Annotated in this window: 13 protein-coding genes; 5 read left to right on the top strand and 8 right to left on the bottom strand. The window is 69.7% G+C overall.

Going from position 1 to position 13,525, the window contains the following annotated elements; genetic code table 11:
• Nucleotides 1-50: 50 nt before the first annotated feature.
• The 3 genes from OG230_RS32275 to OG230_RS32265 are packed head-to-tail and all read right to left on the bottom strand — an operon-like array spanning nucleotide 51 to nucleotide 3,452.
• A complete protein-coding gene (locus OG230_RS32275; protein WP_328907287.1) occupies nucleotides 51-797 on the bottom strand; it encodes a succinate dehydrogenase/fumarate reductase iron-sulfur subunit in 747 nt (248 codons plus the stop codon).
• On the bottom strand, nucleotides 794-2,743 hold the full coding sequence (locus OG230_RS32270; protein WP_328907286.1) for a fumarate reductase/succinate dehydrogenase flavoprotein subunit: 1,950 nt from the start codon (nucleotides 2,741-2,743) through the stop codon (nucleotides 794-796). Before OG230_RS32270 ends, OG230_RS32275 begins: the two co-directional genes overlap by 4 nt.
• 1 nt (nucleotide 2,744) lies before the next feature.
• The gene (locus OG230_RS32265; RefSeq protein WP_328907285.1) at nucleotides 2,745-3,452 is read right to left on the bottom strand and encodes a succinate dehydrogenase; all 708 of its coding nucleotides are present in this window, start codon (nucleotides 3,450-3,452) and stop codon (nucleotides 2,745-2,747) included.
• A 96-nt stretch (nucleotides 3,453-3,548) separates the two neighbouring features.
• Here OG230_RS32265 and OG230_RS32260 point away from each other — a divergent pair, with 96 nt between their 5' ends.
• The gene (locus OG230_RS32260; protein ID WP_328907284.1) at nucleotides 3,549-4,448 is read left to right on the top strand and encodes a LysR family transcriptional regulator; all 900 of its coding nucleotides are present in this window, start codon (nucleotides 3,549-3,551) and stop codon (nucleotides 4,446-4,448) included.
• Between the two features lie 120 nt (nucleotides 4,449-4,568).
• On the opposite strand, the gene OG230_RS32255 is transcribed toward OG230_RS32260, so the two are convergent.
• The 3 genes from OG230_RS32255 to OG230_RS32245 all read right to left on the bottom strand — a co-directional run bounded on the left by OG230_RS32255 (nucleotide 4,569) and on the right by OG230_RS32245 (nucleotide 8,716).
• Entirely contained in the window at nucleotides 4,569-6,743 is a 2,175-nt protein-coding gene (locus tag OG230_RS32255) for a putative bifunctional diguanylate cyclase/phosphodiesterase (protein WP_328907283.1), read from the bottom strand.
• Entirely contained in the window at nucleotides 6,740-7,558 is an 819-nt protein-coding gene (locus OG230_RS32250; RefSeq protein WP_328907282.1) for an SAM-dependent methyltransferase, read from the bottom strand. Before OG230_RS32250 ends, OG230_RS32255 begins: the two co-directional genes overlap by 4 nt.
• A gap of 204 nt (nucleotides 7,559-7,762) precedes the next feature.
• Complete coding sequence (locus tag OG230_RS32245; RefSeq protein ID WP_328907281.1) at nucleotides 7,763-8,716, bottom strand: SCO0930 family lipoprotein; 954 nt, start codon at nucleotides 8,714-8,716, stop codon at nucleotides 7,763-7,765.
• Between the two features lie 594 nt (nucleotides 8,717-9,310).
• Between OG230_RS32245 and OG230_RS32240 the strand changes: the two genes are divergently transcribed.
• From OG230_RS32240 to OG230_RS32230, 3 genes are all read left to right on the top strand, one after another.
• A complete protein-coding gene (locus tag OG230_RS32240; RefSeq protein ID WP_328907280.1) occupies nucleotides 9,311-9,445 on the top strand; it encodes a hypothetical protein in 135 nt (44 codons plus the stop codon).
• 15 nt (nucleotides 9,446-9,460) lie between these two features.
• Nucleotides 9,461-10,228, top strand: coding sequence for a bestrophin-like domain (locus OG230_RS32235; RefSeq protein WP_328907279.1), 768 nt, complete (start codon nucleotides 9,461-9,463; stop codon nucleotides 10,226-10,228).
• A gap of 181 nt (nucleotides 10,229-10,409) precedes the next feature.
• A complete protein-coding gene (locus tag OG230_RS32230) occupies nucleotides 10,410-10,961 on the top strand; it encodes a hypothetical protein (RefSeq protein WP_328907278.1) in 552 nt (183 codons plus the stop codon).
• Nucleotides 10,962-11,056: 95 nt separating this feature from the next.
• Here the strand turns inward: OG230_RS32230 and OG230_RS32225 are convergent, their stop codons facing one another.
• Nucleotides 11,057-11,536: a hypothetical protein gene (locus OG230_RS32225; RefSeq protein ID WP_328907277.1), complete on the bottom strand. Its 480-nt coding sequence runs from the start codon at nucleotides 11,534-11,536 to the stop codon at nucleotides 11,057-11,059.
• 347 nt (nucleotides 11,537-11,883) lie between these two features.
• Here OG230_RS32225 and OG230_RS32220 point away from each other — a divergent pair, with 347 nt between their 5' ends.
• A complete protein-coding gene (locus OG230_RS32220; RefSeq protein WP_328907276.1) occupies nucleotides 11,884-12,543 on the top strand; it encodes a class F sortase in 660 nt (219 codons plus the stop codon).
• Between the two features lie 27 nt (nucleotides 12,544-12,570).
• On the opposite strand, the gene OG230_RS32215 is transcribed toward OG230_RS32220, so the two are convergent.
• A complete protein-coding gene (locus OG230_RS32215) occupies nucleotides 12,571-13,413 on the bottom strand; it encodes a polysaccharide deacetylase family protein (protein WP_328907275.1) in 843 nt (280 codons plus the stop codon).
• Nucleotides 13,414-13,525: the final 112 nt, after the last annotated feature.

Below are 13,525 nucleotides of genomic sequence, written 5' to 3'. Positions count from 1 at the left end.
CAGGCCGGATCACAGAGCCCCCGAGCCCGGCATGATCCAAACGGCAGGCCCTAGCGGCGGACCTTGCGGGTCGCCCTGAGCCACTCCTTGTTCATGGCGGCGATCGACGGCAGCGGGATGCCCTTGGGGCAGGCGGTGGCGCACTCTCCGGTCAGGGTGCAGCCGCCGAAGCCCTCCTCGTCCATGGTCGCGACCATGTCGAGGACGCGGGTCTCGCGCTCCGGTGCGCCCTGGGGCAGCACGTTGAGGTGGTTGATCTTCGCCGAGGTGAAGAGCATCGCCGAGCCGTTGGGGCAGGCCGCCACGCAGGCGCCGCAGCCGATGCACTCGGCGTGCTCGAACGCGAAGTCGGCGTCCGGCTTGGGCACGGGCGTGGCGTGCGCGTCGGGTGCGGTGCCGGTCGGGGCGGAGATGTAGCCGCCGGACTGGATGATCCGGTCGAAGGCCGAGCGGTCCACGACCAGGTCCTTGACGACCGGGAAGGCGGAGGCCCGCCATGGTTCGACGTCGATCGTCTGGCCGTCCCGGAAGGACCGCATGTGGAGCTGGCAGGTGGTGGTGCGTTCCGGGCCGTGGGCATCGCCGTTGATGACGAGGCTGCAGGCGCCGCAGATGCCTTCGCGGCAGTCGTGGTCGAAGGCGACGGGCTCGTCCCCGTCGAGGATGAGTTCCTCGTTGAGGGTGTCGAGCATCTCCAGGAACGACATGTCCGGGGAGATGCCGTCGACTTCGTAGGTGGCCATGGCTCCGGGCGCTTCGGCGTTCTGTTGGCGCCAGACGCGCAGGGTGAGCTTCATGCGTAGCTCCGCTGAGTGGGGTGGACGTACTCGAAGACGAGGTCTTCCTTGTGCAGGACGGGCGCGTCGCCGGTGCCGGAGAACTCCCAGGCGGCGACGTACGAGAACTCCTCGTCCCGGCGGGCGGCTTCGCCCTCGGGGGTCTGTGACTCCTCACGGAAGTGGCCGCCGCAGGATTCGGCGCGGTGCAGGGCGTCGAGGCACATGAGCTCCGCGAGCTCCAGGTAGTCGACGATGCGATTGGCCTTCTCCAGCGACTGGTTGAACTGCTCGCCGCTGCCGGGCACCTTGATGCGGCGCCAGAACTCCTCGCGGATCTGCGGGAGTCGGTCGAGGGCCTTGCGCAGCCCTTCCTCGGTGCGGGCCATGCCGCAGAACTCCCACATGAGTTCACCGATCTCGCGGTGGAAGGAGTCGGGTGTGCGGTCGCCGTCGACGGAGAGGAGGAGGTTGATCCGGTCCTCGGTCTCGGCGACCGTCTCGGCGACGTCCGGGTGGGTGTCGTCGATCTCTTCGGTGTGCGGGTTGCGGGCGAGGTAGTCGTTGATCGTGGAGGGCAGGACGAAGTAGCCGTCGGCGAGACCCTGCATCAGCGCCGAGGCACCGAGGCGGTTGGCTCCGTGGTCGGAGAAGTTCGCCTCGCCGATCGCGAAGAGTCCGGGGACGGTGGTCTGGAGGTCGTAGTCGACCCAGAGCCCGCCCATCGTGTAGTGCACGGCCGGGTAGATCCGCATGGGTGTCTCGTACGGATTCTCCGCGGTGATCTGCGCGTACATGTCGAAGAGGTTGCCGTACTTCTCCTCCACCTTCGCCTTGCCCATACGGGCGATCGCGTCGGCGAAGTCGAGGTAGACGCCCTGGCCGCCGGGGCCGACCCCGCGGCCCTCGTCGCAGACGTTCTTCGCGGCGCGGGAGGCGATGTCGCGGGGCACGAGGTTGCCGAAGGCGGGGTAGACGCGCTCCAGGTAGTAGTCGCGCTCGTCCTCGGGGATCTCGTTGGCGGGGCGTTCGTCACGCTTCGCCTTCGGCACCCAGATGCGGCCGTCGTTGCGCAGCGACTCGCTCATCAGCGTCAGCTTCGACTGGTGGTCGCCGGTGCGCGGGATGCAGGTGGGGTGGATCTGGGTGAAGCAGGGGTTGGCGAAGTACGCGCCGCGGCGGTGGGCGCGCCAGACCGCGGTGGCGTTGGAGTTCATGGCGTTCGTCGAGAGGTAGAAGACGTTGCCGTATCCCCCGCTGGCCAGGACGACGGCGTCGGCGAAGTACGTGTCGATCCTTCCGGTGATCAGGTCGCGGGCGACGATGCCGCGGGCCTTTCCGTCGACGACGATCAGGTCGAGCATCTCGGTACGGGCGTGGAGTTCGACGTTGCCCGCGGCGATCTGCCGGGCGAGTGCCTGGTAGGCGCCGAGGAGGAGCTGCTGTCCGGTCTGGCCGCGCGCGTAGAAGGTGCGGGAGACCTGTACGCCGCCGAAGGAGCGGTTGTCGAGGAGTCCGCCGTACTCGCGGGCGAAGGGCACACCCTGGGCGACGCACTGGTCGATGATCTCGACGGAGATCTGGGCGAGCCGGTGGACGTTGGACTCACGGGCGCGGAAGTCGCCGCCCTTGACGGTGTCGTAGAAGAGCCGGTGCACGGAGTCGCCGTCGTTGCGGTAGTTCTTCGCGGCGTTGATGCCGCCCTGGGCGGCGACGGAGTGGGCGCGGCGGGGCGAGTCCTGGAAGCAGAACTGGACGACGTGGTAGCCCTGTTCGGCGAGTGTGGCGCCCGCCGAACCGCCGGCGAGCCCGGTGCCGACGACGATGACGGTGTGTTTGCGGCGGTTGGCCGGGTTGACCAGTTTGGCCTCGAAGCGGCGGGTGTCCCAGCGGTCGGCGACGGGGCCGGCGGGGGCCTTCCCGTCGACGAGGGGCGCGCCCGTCCCGTACTGCGTGTAGTCGCTCATGTCAGCTCACCACTCCGGTCATGACGGCGACGGGCACGGCGACGAAGCCCGCCGTCAGCACCAGCGCGAGGGCGTTGGCGGTCGCCTTGAGGATGCGGTCGCGGGTCGCGCTGCCCACGCCGAGGGTTTGCGCGGCGCTCCAGAACCCGTGCCGGACATGCAGGCCGAGGGCGAGCATCGCGACGATGTAGACGGTGTTGCCGTACCAGGTCGAGAACGTGTCGACGACGTTCTGGTACGGGCGTCCGGACTGGAACCCGCCCGGGTGCACCGTGCCGGTGGTCAGGTCGAGGATGTGCCAGACGATGAACAGGGCGAGGATGATGCCGCCCCAGCGCATGGTGCGCGTGGCGTAGCTCGCGCGCGGCTTCTTGTGGACGTACTTGCTGGGGCGTGCCCTGATGTCGCGACGGCTCAGCTGGTACGCGGACACCGCGTGCAGGACCACGGCGGCGACCAGCACGACCCGGACGAGCCACAGCGCCCACTCGTAGTGGAGGAAGGGCTCGCCCATGGTGCGCAGCCAGTGGGCGTACTGGTTGAACTCCCCGGCCCCGAAGAAGATCTTCAGGTTGCCGATCATGTGGACGCCCAGGTACAGGAGCATGACCAGACCACTCACGGCCATGATCGTTTTCTTGCCGACGGTGGAGTCCCAGAGCGTGCGCGTCATGGACGGCCGCCGGTCCGTCCGTGTTGCCAATGCCATGGACACGACGCTAGGGCCGAGATGCCCCATCAGTCCAAGACATGGAATGGCTCATATCCATAGCCTGACCCTATCGTGGGAGGCTATCGTCGACTCATGCAGTTCCAGCAGCTCGCCTACTTCGTCGCCGTGGCCGAGACCCGGCACTTCACCCGCGCCGCCGAGGAGGTGCACGTCTCCCAGCCCTCGCTCTCCCAGCAGATCAAGGCGCTGGAGAGCGAACTGGGCGCCGAGCTGTTCAGCCGGGCCCGGGGCAACATCGCCCTGACCGACGCGGGCGAGGCCCTGCTGCCGCTGGCCCGGCGGATTCTGGCCGACGCCGATACCGCACGGCACGAGGTGCAGGAGCTGGTCCAGCTGCGCCGGGGCCGCATCAGGCTCGGTGCGACGCCCAGCCTCTGTACGGGCCTGCTGCCCGATGTCCTGCGCGCCTTCCACGATCTGCACCCCGGGATTCGGCTCCTGCTGGAGGAGGGCGGTTCGCACGACCTCGTACGGCAGCTGGCCCGTGGGGCGCTGGATCTCGCGCTCGTCGTACTCCCCCTGCCGGCCGCGTCGCCCGCGCTGACCACGGTGGAGCTGCTGCACGAGGACCTGGTCGTGGTGTCGTCGGCGGCGGAGCCCGCGCCCGGCCGGAAGGGCCGCGTACGGATCGCCGATCTCCAGGGCGCGCCCCTCGTCATGTTCCGGCACGGCTACGACCTGCGGGAGCTGACCGTCGCGGCCTGTCGCGCCGAAGGCTTCGAGCCGTCGTTCACGGTGGAGGGCGGCGAGATGGACGCGGTGCTCGGCTTCGTACGGGCGGGGCTCGGCGTGGCGGTGGTGCCGAGCATGGTCGCGAACCGGGCCGGACACGATCTGCGGACCACGCCGCTCGCCTCGCCCGGTCTGCGGCGGACGATCGCGCTGGCGCACCGCAGTGACGTCGCGCCGCCGCGGGCGGCGCGGGAGCTGCAGAAGGTGTTGCTGGCCGCCCATGGGCCGGAGCGGACCTGACCGCTCGTCCTCCGTCGCCGGACGGGCCCGGCGGGGCGTCCGCGCCGGTCCGGCCCGGCTTCGTCCCCTACAGGGGAGAAGCCGGGCCGGACCGGCGATCGGGAGCGCCTTCCCGCGTCCTCACACCGCGTCGGCCAGGAGCAGTGAGTGGATACGGTCCGGTGCGCCCGGACGTGCGTAGTACCAGCCCTGGGCCGTGTCGCAGCCCAGCTGCCGGAGCTGCTCGGCCTGGGCGCCGGTCTCCACGCCCTCCACCGTCACGGCCAGATCCAGGCTGTGGGCGAGCGAGACGATCCCCTCGACGATCTTCAGGTCGACCGGGTCCGCCGGATGCTGCTGCATCCCCTGGGTGAACGAACGGTCCAGCTTGAGCACACTCACCGGCAGCCGCCGGAGATTCGCCAGGTTCGAGTAACCGGTGCCGAAGTCGTCGAGCGCTATGTCGACACCCATCTCCGCCAGCTGCCGCAGGGGCTTGAGCAGATCGTCGTCGGCACCGATCAGCGCGGACTCGGTGACCTCCAGGCAGAGCGCCCCCGGCTCCAGACCGGAACGCTCCAGTACGTCGACCGTCTCGGCGACCAGCCGCGGATGGTGCAACTGGGTCGGCGAGAGGTTGACGTTGATCCTCAGCGGGCCGCCGTCACTGTGCCGCTCCTGCCAGAAGTTGGCCTGCCGCACCGACTCCTCCAGCACCCACCGCCCCAACGGCACGATGAGACCGGTGTGTTCGGCGAGCGGGATGAAGCGGTCGGGACCGAGCACACCGTGCTGCGGATGGCACCAGCGCACCAGCGCCTCCGCACCGTGCACGCTGCCGTCACCGAGGTGCACCAGGGGCTGGTACTCGATGAAGAACTCGCCCCGGTCCAGCGCCGCGGGCAGCGCCGTGGTCAGCCCGTGCCGGGTGATGGCACGGGCGTCGGCCTCCTCGTCCGCGAGTTCGAAACGGTTGCCGCCCGCCGACTTGGCCCGGTACATCGTGATGTCGGCGCTGCGCAGCACCTCGGCCGCGGTGCGCTCACCGGCCGGGCCCTCGACCACGCCGATGGACCCGCGCACCGTCAGCTCGCGGCCGTCGAGCCGGATCGGCGTGGCGAGCACCCCGAGAATCCGGCAGGCCAGCTCGTCGACCTCGTCCTCCGTGCTCGGTCCGGTCGTCAGGGCCACGAACTCGTCGCCGCCGAGCCGGGCCACCATCTCGCCCGGTGCGGTGGCACAGCTCTGCAGCCGGTCCGCGACCTCGACCAGCAGCCGGTCCCCCGCCGCGTGGCCCAGACTGTCGTTGATCGCCTTGAAGCCGTCGAGGTCGAGGTAGCAGAGCCCGAAACGGGTTCCGCCCTTCGCCGCGAGCGCCTTCTCCAGCCGCTCGAAGAACAGGGTCCGGTTGGGCAGCCCGGTGAGCGCGTCGTGGGTGGCCTCGTAACGCAGCCGGAGGTTGAGCAGCCGGCGCTCGGTGGTGTCCTCCATCAGCGCGAGCTGGTATTCGGGCTTGCCCTCGGAGTCCCGCAGCAGCGACACCGTGAGGTTGGTCCACAGGACGGTGCCGTCGTTGCGGTAGTAGGGCTTCTCGACGCGGTAGTGCTCGCGTTCGCCGCGTACCAGCTCGTTGTAGTACTTCCACACCTGCGGTGAGTCCTCGGGGTGGACCCACTCGTTCACCTTGTGACTGCGGACGTGGTGTTCGAGGCCGCCGAACATCCGGGTGAGGGTGTCGTTGACCTCCAGTATGTTGCCTTCGAGATCCGCGATGCCGATGCCGATCGCCGCGTCGCTGAAGACGGCACGGAACCGCGCCTCGGTGGCGTGCAGGACGTGTTCGGCGTGCGAGCGCGCGACGAGCGCCGAGCGGGCGATGGCCTCCTGCTCGGCGAGGGTCCGCTCGCGCAGCGCCCGCGTGAATCCGCCGGCGAACGCGTGCTGCATCCGCGCGCAGCGGGCCCGGCTGTCCTCGGTCGAGAGCTCCACCGGGCCGTTGCTTCCGCAGTAGAGCACCAGGTACGAGTCGATGACGCCGAGCGTCGAGCTGAGCGCGTCCGGGTCCGTGCAGTGCGCGGCGACGAGCGCGCCCCCGACCCCGTGCGCGGGCGCCGGGTCGAAGGGCCGTGCGTGCAGGATCTCGCTCAACTCACGTGCGAGCGGCAGCAGATGCTGTTCGAACTCCTGGCGCGTCATGGAGGTGGCCGTGGACGGAAAGATCGCCCGGCTCCAGATCGTGGCGAATCTCCGGAGCCGGCCCTCGGGACCGTCCGGTTCCGCGTCCGGGGCACCGGACGCCTGGGCGGGAATACTCACGCCTTGCGTCCTACCCCTGCGAAGCCCGAGAAGGCGAATGGATCTTCCTGACCCTCCACCACGGGGGCTTCCGGACGCCAGTTGGGCATCGAGACGAGGCCGGGGTCGACCATCTCGTATCCCTCGAAGAACCGGCTCACCTGGGCGCGCGACCGCATGACGAGCGGGTTGCGGATGTTGCGGTAGACATCGACGGTGCCCCCCGCCTCCTCCTGACTGAGCGGAATCCCCTCGTACGAGGCGTGGGTGATGACGATCAGGCTGCCGGGGGCGAGTGCCTCGCTCAGTTCGGCGACGGCGGTGTACGGATCGTCGGTGTCCTCGATGAAGTGCAGGACCGCGACGAGGAGCAGCGCCACCGGCCGGTCGAAGTCGAGGAGACCGGAGACCTCGGGGTTCTTCAGGATCTCCTGAGGGCTGCGCAGATCGGCGGCGGCGATCACCGCGTTGCCGACGCCTTCCAGCACCGCCTGGCTGTGCGCGACGGCTACCGGGTCGTGATCGACGTACGCCACCCTGGCGCCGGAGTCGGCGGCCTGGGCGACTTCATGAACATTGCCGAAGGTCGGAATGCCGGAACCGATGTCCAGGAACTGACTGATGCCCTCAGTTGCGGCGTAGTGCACCGCCCGGCGCATAAAGGCGCGATTCGCCTGCATGATCTTGGGAAGGCCCGGCATGAACTCCATGGCCTTACGGGCAGCTTCCCGGTCCACCTCGAAATTGTGCGATCCGCCCAGATAGAAGTCATACATGCGGGACACGCTCGGCACCGAAATGTCAATGCCTTGCGGTGCCCAGGCGGGACGCTCCATCGATGTCTCCAACAAGTCGCCACGGCGATCCGGCCATGTTCATGGTCAGTGTTGACCAGAGGCTACTGATCGACCGCCAGGAGAGCGAGCGGAAACGGAAATTCGCGGTCCGTTATTGGTCACACTCCATGGGCATGTGCGGCGGTCCGTCGCTGCGGGTGAACATTCAGCGACGGACCGGCACGCACGAGCCCTCGGATCCCCTTACTTGGGCGCGCCGACCAGTTTGGCGTCGGGCGACACCGCGTACCATGTTCCGCCGACACCCTGCCCGTTGGTGTCCCCGGGGTTGGCATCACCGGAGAAGGTGTAAATCGGCCAGCAGTCGAGTGACTGCTGCTTGATACCGTCGGGCCGGTCGAAGGTGACAAAGCCCTTCGTGGTGATGCCCTCCACATCATTTTTCGCCACCGGTTCGACTACGGGCCACTTCTTCAGACAGTCGCCCGTGCAGGCCGACTTCATCGGCCAGGCGGAGTCCTTCTTGAACCGGTAGACCGTCATACCGCGCTTGTCGACGACGATCTCTCCGAGTTTCGGATCCTTGCGGACGGAAAGCCCCGCGAGGTCGGCCGGCTCCGCACCGCCGGCGTTCGCCGCGGCCTTCTTCCCGTCGGGTGCGGCGGCGAACCAGGTCCCTCCGACACCCTGCCCCTTGGCGTCGCCCGGCCCGGTGTCCTGGGCGTACCGGTACATCGGCCAGCCCGCCACAGTGAGTTGCTTGGTGCCGTCGGCGCGTACGACCTCTCCGAGCAGACCGGCATCGGTACCCGGCGCGGCAACCGCATTACCTGCGGGAACGACCGGCCAGGTCTTCGCGCACTCCCCCTCGCAATTCGACGCGGGCGGACTCGCGGTGTCCTTGTCGAAGCGGTAAAGGGTGAAGCCCGCGCTGTCGGTCAGGACCTTGCCCAGACTCTTGCTGTCCCACACGGCGAGCTGCCCGGCCGCCTTGGGGGCGGCGGCGTCGGTTCCGGCTTCCGAGCCGTAGCCTCCGTCCGAGCCGTATCCACTGTCTGCGGGCTGCTCCGCGGGGAGGGCATTGCCCACGGTCTGCCCGTTCGGTGCATCGGTGCCCTTCTCCTGACCGCACGCCGTCGTCAGCGCCAGCAGGGCCGTCGCCGTCACCACGAGCGAGGCGTTGCGCCAGGTATTCATGTCGACTCCCGTTGTCCTTCTGCCGGTTACGACGCGGGACCGCGTCGCTCATGGCCCTAGGTACGGGTGGCCGGTCCCTCCGCGTTCAAAGGGCGCGGAGAAAATTTCCGGGGCCCCGCAAACCTGAACCGCACAAGGTCCCCACCATCAGGGGAATCCTCGTCCCGGCGGGCGTGTCCCTGTGCGGCCCGGCACATGCTCCCGGTCGTGTACGGATCACGCATCGGGCGGCTCTCGGCAGCCGCCGCACTCGTATGGCTGTGCGCCGTGCCCGTGCCCGCGACCGGTGACAGCTGCGCCGTCGCCTCCATCGGGCAGGGCGACGGCAGTTCGTCGGTCGCCGTGGCGGGCGAGGGGAACTGCGTGGCGGTCTCCGAACCGGCCCCGCCACCACCGCCACCCCCGGAGCCACCGCCCCCACCACCGCCTCCCCCTCCCCCGCCACCGCCTCCTCCCCCGCCTCCGCCGCCCCCGGAGCCTCCACCGCCCCCTCCACCACCTCCACCACCACCGCCTCCGGCCCCCGAACCGGAGCCGGAGCCCGCGCCGCCGCCGCCCCCGTCCGCACGCCCGAAGCCTCCTCCGCCCGAGCCCGTGGCGCTCCCCACGTACCGCAAGCCCACCCGTAAAGCACCGAAGGGCGGCCCGTCCCTGGTCTCCCTCACCCTGCTGATCACCGCACCCGCCGTATTCGCCGTCGCCGTCCTGCGGCCACGCTCGTCCCGCTGATCCACGGAGAAACCCATGTCGGAATGGCTTGTTCTGACCATTGCCATGGCCTCGGCCTGCGCTGTCGTGCTCACCATCGCCGTCCTCAACAACCGCCGCATCGGCGAGGACGACGACCCGTCCGAGACTCCGGACGTCATCGAGTACATGACGATGATGATCGGCGTGGTGTACGCGATCGTGCTCGGCCTCGCCATCGCGGGCGTCTGGGAGGGGCGGAGCGCGGCCCAGGAGTCCGTACGCCTGGAGGCCCAGGCCCTGCACGAGGTGAGCGCCCGGTCGTCCGTCTATCCGGTCGAGGTCCGCGACCGCATCCGAGCCGATGTCAATGCATATGTCACCTATGTGGTCGAGGACGAGTGGAAGGCCATGACCGAGACGGGGAGCCTCACCGACCGGGGCACCCGGCTGCTGGACCGCGTACGGGCCGACGTCACCGACTACGAGCCGAAGACCGACCACGAGGGGCAGGCATATCAGCCACTGGTGGACCAGGTGGCCGCGGCGGACGACGCCCGCGGCTCCCGGGGGCAGAGCGCGGGCGCGACGATGCCCGGGGTGGTGTGGTTCGGCCTGATCACGGGGGCGATGGTCACGGTGGGGCTGATCTTCACGCTGCAGATCCGCAGAACCTTCCGTGAGCTGCTGCTCGCTGGCCTCTTCAGCGTGCTGATCGCCTTCCTCCTCTTCCTGATCTGGGACTTCGACTCACCCTTCGGACGGGGCATCTCGGCGACCACCGCGCCGTTCGTGGATCTCTTCCCGCACGCCTCCGGCGGATAGCCGTCCCGACCTCGGGCGACACGCCCGCTGTGCGCCGCTCGGGGGACAAAGCTGCCCCATTCGCCGGACACCGTTCGCGGGTGATATGGGCCACTTCTAGCCTTTCGGGCATCGAGGTGCATTTCTGCTGCTTTGTGGAAACCGTTCCGCAAGTGCCCCTCGGGGACCCGGAGGATTCACCATGCGCGCGATACGTGTCGCACCTGTTGCCCTGCTCGGCTCCGCCGCTCTCGCCCTGGCGGCGCCGGTCACGGCCGCATACGCCGCTTCGGACGGCACGACCACGTCATTCACCCCCTCGGTCACCCCTTCGGTGATCGCACCCGGCGGCCAGGTCACCCTGGGCGCCATGGGGTGCGACGTGGCGGCCACCGCCTCGTCGGGCGTGTTCGACACGACGACGATCCCCAGTGGGCAGTCGGCCACGGCCACGGTCGACTGGGACGCCAAGCGGGGGGCCGTCTACGAAGTGACGTTCAACTGCGGCGGCACCGTACGCATGGTCAACCTGACCATCACCGGCGGCGCGACGAGTACCCCCACCGTCTCACCCACCACCCTCAGTCCGACCTCCAGTGCCACGGCCCTCACCCCACCCAGTGGTGTGCAGGGCGGTATGGGCGGCAGCGTCGACGGCATCGACGCCGGCGAGATCGCTGCGGGTACCGCCCTGGTGCTGGCAGCCGCAGGCGGCACCGTCTATCTCCTGCGTCGACGGCGCGGCAGCCACTGAGCGGCGTGAACCGCCGGACGCACGACAGTCGCCCCGGGTCCTGATCCAGGACTCGGGGCGACGGGCGTATCGGGCCGGGCGGGAGGTTCGACGCCTTAGACCGCCGCATGGCCGGTCCGTCGACGACGGACGATGAAGACGGCGCCACCGACGGCCGCCGCGGCCACCAGTCCACCACCGATCTGCATCTCGATCGAGCTCGGTCCCATGGAGCCGCCGAGCCCGCCCTGGGCCCCCTGGCCCTCGAGCACGGTGAACTTGTGCGTGGCGATCTTTTCGTTGTCGTTGCACTTCACCGACAGGTTGTAGTGCCCCGGGGTGGCGTTGGGCCGGATGTGGGCGGTCGCGAACCCGGTGGAACCCGCCGACAGGTTCGTCGTCGGGAAGGCGTTCGACCACACCTTGCCGCCGTGACCGCAGCCCACCGCGCTGACCTGCATCGTGGCGCCCTGGTGCACCGAGAACGGGTTGACCATGACATCGCTCGGACCGTTGGTCGCGGCGGCCATGGGGGCGGCGAGGCCGACGGCCGCGAAAGCGGTCGCGGTCACCGCGAGAGCGCGTGAAGCACGCATTGTTGAACCTCCAGCGGGAAGCGCCCCGGAGTCATGTCCTCCGGGATCGATCGACGGATACGCGTCCCATGACGAACACTCACCAGATCTTCCTGTTGTCGCACTTCGGCACTGCTCCACACCGGTGAGCCGACACGCCGCGCGGAGGCCCTCGAATCTGACGGAGCCGCAGGTCACAGACCGTCAGAAGTTTTATCTGCTCATTACTCCGAAGAGCCCGATCCGGGCCCGTGCGGGGTAGTTCGTCACAGCGGCCCCCGGATCGGCCGCCACCCGTTCGCCCTTCCCTGATCGCCGCCGCGCCGCCGCGCACCTAGCGTTCCAATCGTCGCGACGAAGGGAGAACCATGGGCCGGGACCACTGGGGCGCCGAGCGGACCAGACGCGCGCCGTGGGGCGCGATCGCCCTGGTGATGCTCACTGGCCTCGCCCTCATGCGGAACGGCACCGATCTCGCACCGGGGCCACCGCAGCCCGCGGCGGCGGCCTCGCTGAAGGAGCGTCAGGACCCGGCGGCGGCGCCGCTCGCCGGCGATCCGGTCCAGCCGCTGCCTTACGCGCCCGCCGCCCGCGTCAAGATCAACTCGATCCGGGTGGACGCGCCGATGATCGATGTGAACCTGGATCCGAACGGCTGGATCGAGGCACCGCCCCCGGAGGACCCCAACCTCGCGGGCTGGTACCAGAACGGCATCTCGCCCGGCCAGCGCGGCACCGCCGTGGTCGTCGGTCACGTCGACAACATGTCGGGGCCCGCGGTCTTCTACGGTCTGGGTGCCATCAAGAAGGGGCAGCGCGTCGAGGTGGCCCGCTACGACGGCCGGATCGCGGTGTTCGAGGTGTACGGGGTCGACGTGTTCGCCAAGAACGACTTCCCCGGAGCCCGGGTGTACGGAGACACGGGCCATGCGGAGCTCCGGGTCATCACCTGTGGCGGCGGCTACTCCAAGGCCGGCGGGTACGACGGGAACGTGGTCGTCTTCGCCCGGATGGTCGCGACGCGCTGACCGCAGCGCGCCGCAGCCGCCGCGCCCTCACCTGCGGTGCGGGACCGTGATGCGGTAGCCGTCGGCGAGCAGTTCGGGCAGATACCGGCGCAGTGCGGCGACACTCTGCGAACGGTCGCCGCCCGCGTCGTGGGACAGCACGACGACGCCGGGCGCCGCACCGTCCAGGACCCGGCGGACGATGGTGTCGGTGCCCGGCGCGGTCCAGTCGAGGGTGTCGACGGTCCAGGCCAGGGGTTCCATGCCCAGGGCCGAACCGACCTCGAAGGAGTTGCGGTTCCACGCGCCGTACGGCGCCCGGTACCAGAGCGGGGCCTCGCCGAGCGCCTTCTCGATGACGTCACTGGTACGGCCCAGCTCGTCGCGGATGCCGGCCCGCGACAGCCGCGGGATCAGCGGATGGGACCAGGAGTGGTTGCCGACCAGATGGCCGTCGGCCGCCATCTCGCGCAGCAGGTCCTGGTTGTCGACGGCCATCTCGCCGCAGACGAAGAACATCGCCCGGACCCGGTGCTCGCGCAGGGTGGCCAGGATGCCCGGGGTGTACCGGGGATCGGGTCCGTCGTCGAAGCTGAGGACCATGGAACGCCCGAGGTCCGGCAGCTCCTCCAGCGGCCGGGTCCGTACGGCCGGCGCCGCCCGCCGGAACCGGGGCGGGGTCTGGGCCGTCATGGGCTGGAGCCGGTACGCGGAGGTCCGCGCCCTCGCGTGTGCGGGCGGCCCTGCGGCTCCGGCGGGCGGCGCGCCACCGGGACGGACGGGCGTGGCCGCGGGGTCGGCGGCGATCAGATGCACGGCGGTGGCGGCTCCGAGGCCGAGCGCCAGCCGCAGAAGGGTGCGTCGGTCGGGAGGCTGCTGATCTGATTTCATGGCCAACTGCTCGCACGGCGGTCCGTCCACGTGTACCCCCGACACCGGGCGCGAGGCGATTTGCACCCGATGGGAGGAGCGAATCCCCGCTGACCGGCGGCCCCGTGCGGGG

The sequence above is a fragment of the Streptomyces sp. NBC_00234 genome (genome assembly GCF_036195325.1).
Lineage (GTDB): Bacteria > Actinomycetota > Actinomycetes > Streptomycetales > Streptomycetaceae > Streptomyces.
Note: the sequence above shows the minus strand (reverse complement) of the source record. Positions and strands in the feature narration are given on the sequence as shown.

Coding starts and splice junctions, on each gene's coding strand:
- OG230_RS32275 (WP_328907287.1), bottom strand. CDS start 797: ATGAAGCTCACCCTGCGCGTCTGGCGCCAACAGAACGCCGAAGCGCCC.
- OG230_RS32270 (WP_328907286.1), bottom strand. CDS start 2,743: ATGAGCGACTACACGCAGTACGGGACGGGCGCGCCCCTCGTCGACGGG.
- OG230_RS32265 (WP_328907285.1), bottom strand. CDS start 3,452: ATGGCATTGGCAACACGGACGGACCGGCGGCCGTCCATGACGCGCACG.
- OG230_RS32260 (WP_328907284.1), top strand. CDS start 3,549: ATGCAGTTCCAGCAGCTCGCCTACTTCGTCGCCGTGGCCGAGACCCGG.
- OG230_RS32250 (WP_328907282.1), bottom strand. CDS start 7,558: ATGGAGCGTCCCGCCTGGGCACCGCAAGGCATTGACATTTCGGTGCCG.
- OG230_RS32245 (WP_328907281.1), bottom strand. CDS start 8,716: ATGAATACCTGGCGCAACGCCTCGCTCGTGGTGACGGCGACGGCCCTG.
- OG230_RS32235 (WP_328907279.1), top strand. CDS start 9,461: ATGTCGGAATGGCTTGTTCTGACCATTGCCATGGCCTCGGCCTGCGCT.
- OG230_RS32230 (WP_328907278.1), top strand. CDS start 10,410: ATGCGCGCGATACGTGTCGCACCTGTTGCCCTGCTCGGCTCCGCCGCT.
- OG230_RS32225 (WP_328907277.1), bottom strand. CDS start 11,536: ATGCGTGCTTCACGCGCTCTCGCGGTGACCGCGACCGCTTTCGCGGCC.
- OG230_RS32220 (WP_328907276.1), top strand. CDS start 11,884: ATGGGCCGGGACCACTGGGGCGCCGAGCGGACCAGACGCGCGCCGTGG.
- OG230_RS32215 (WP_328907275.1), bottom strand. CDS start 13,413: ATGAAATCAGATCAGCAGCCTCCCGACCGACGCACCCTTCTGCGGCTG.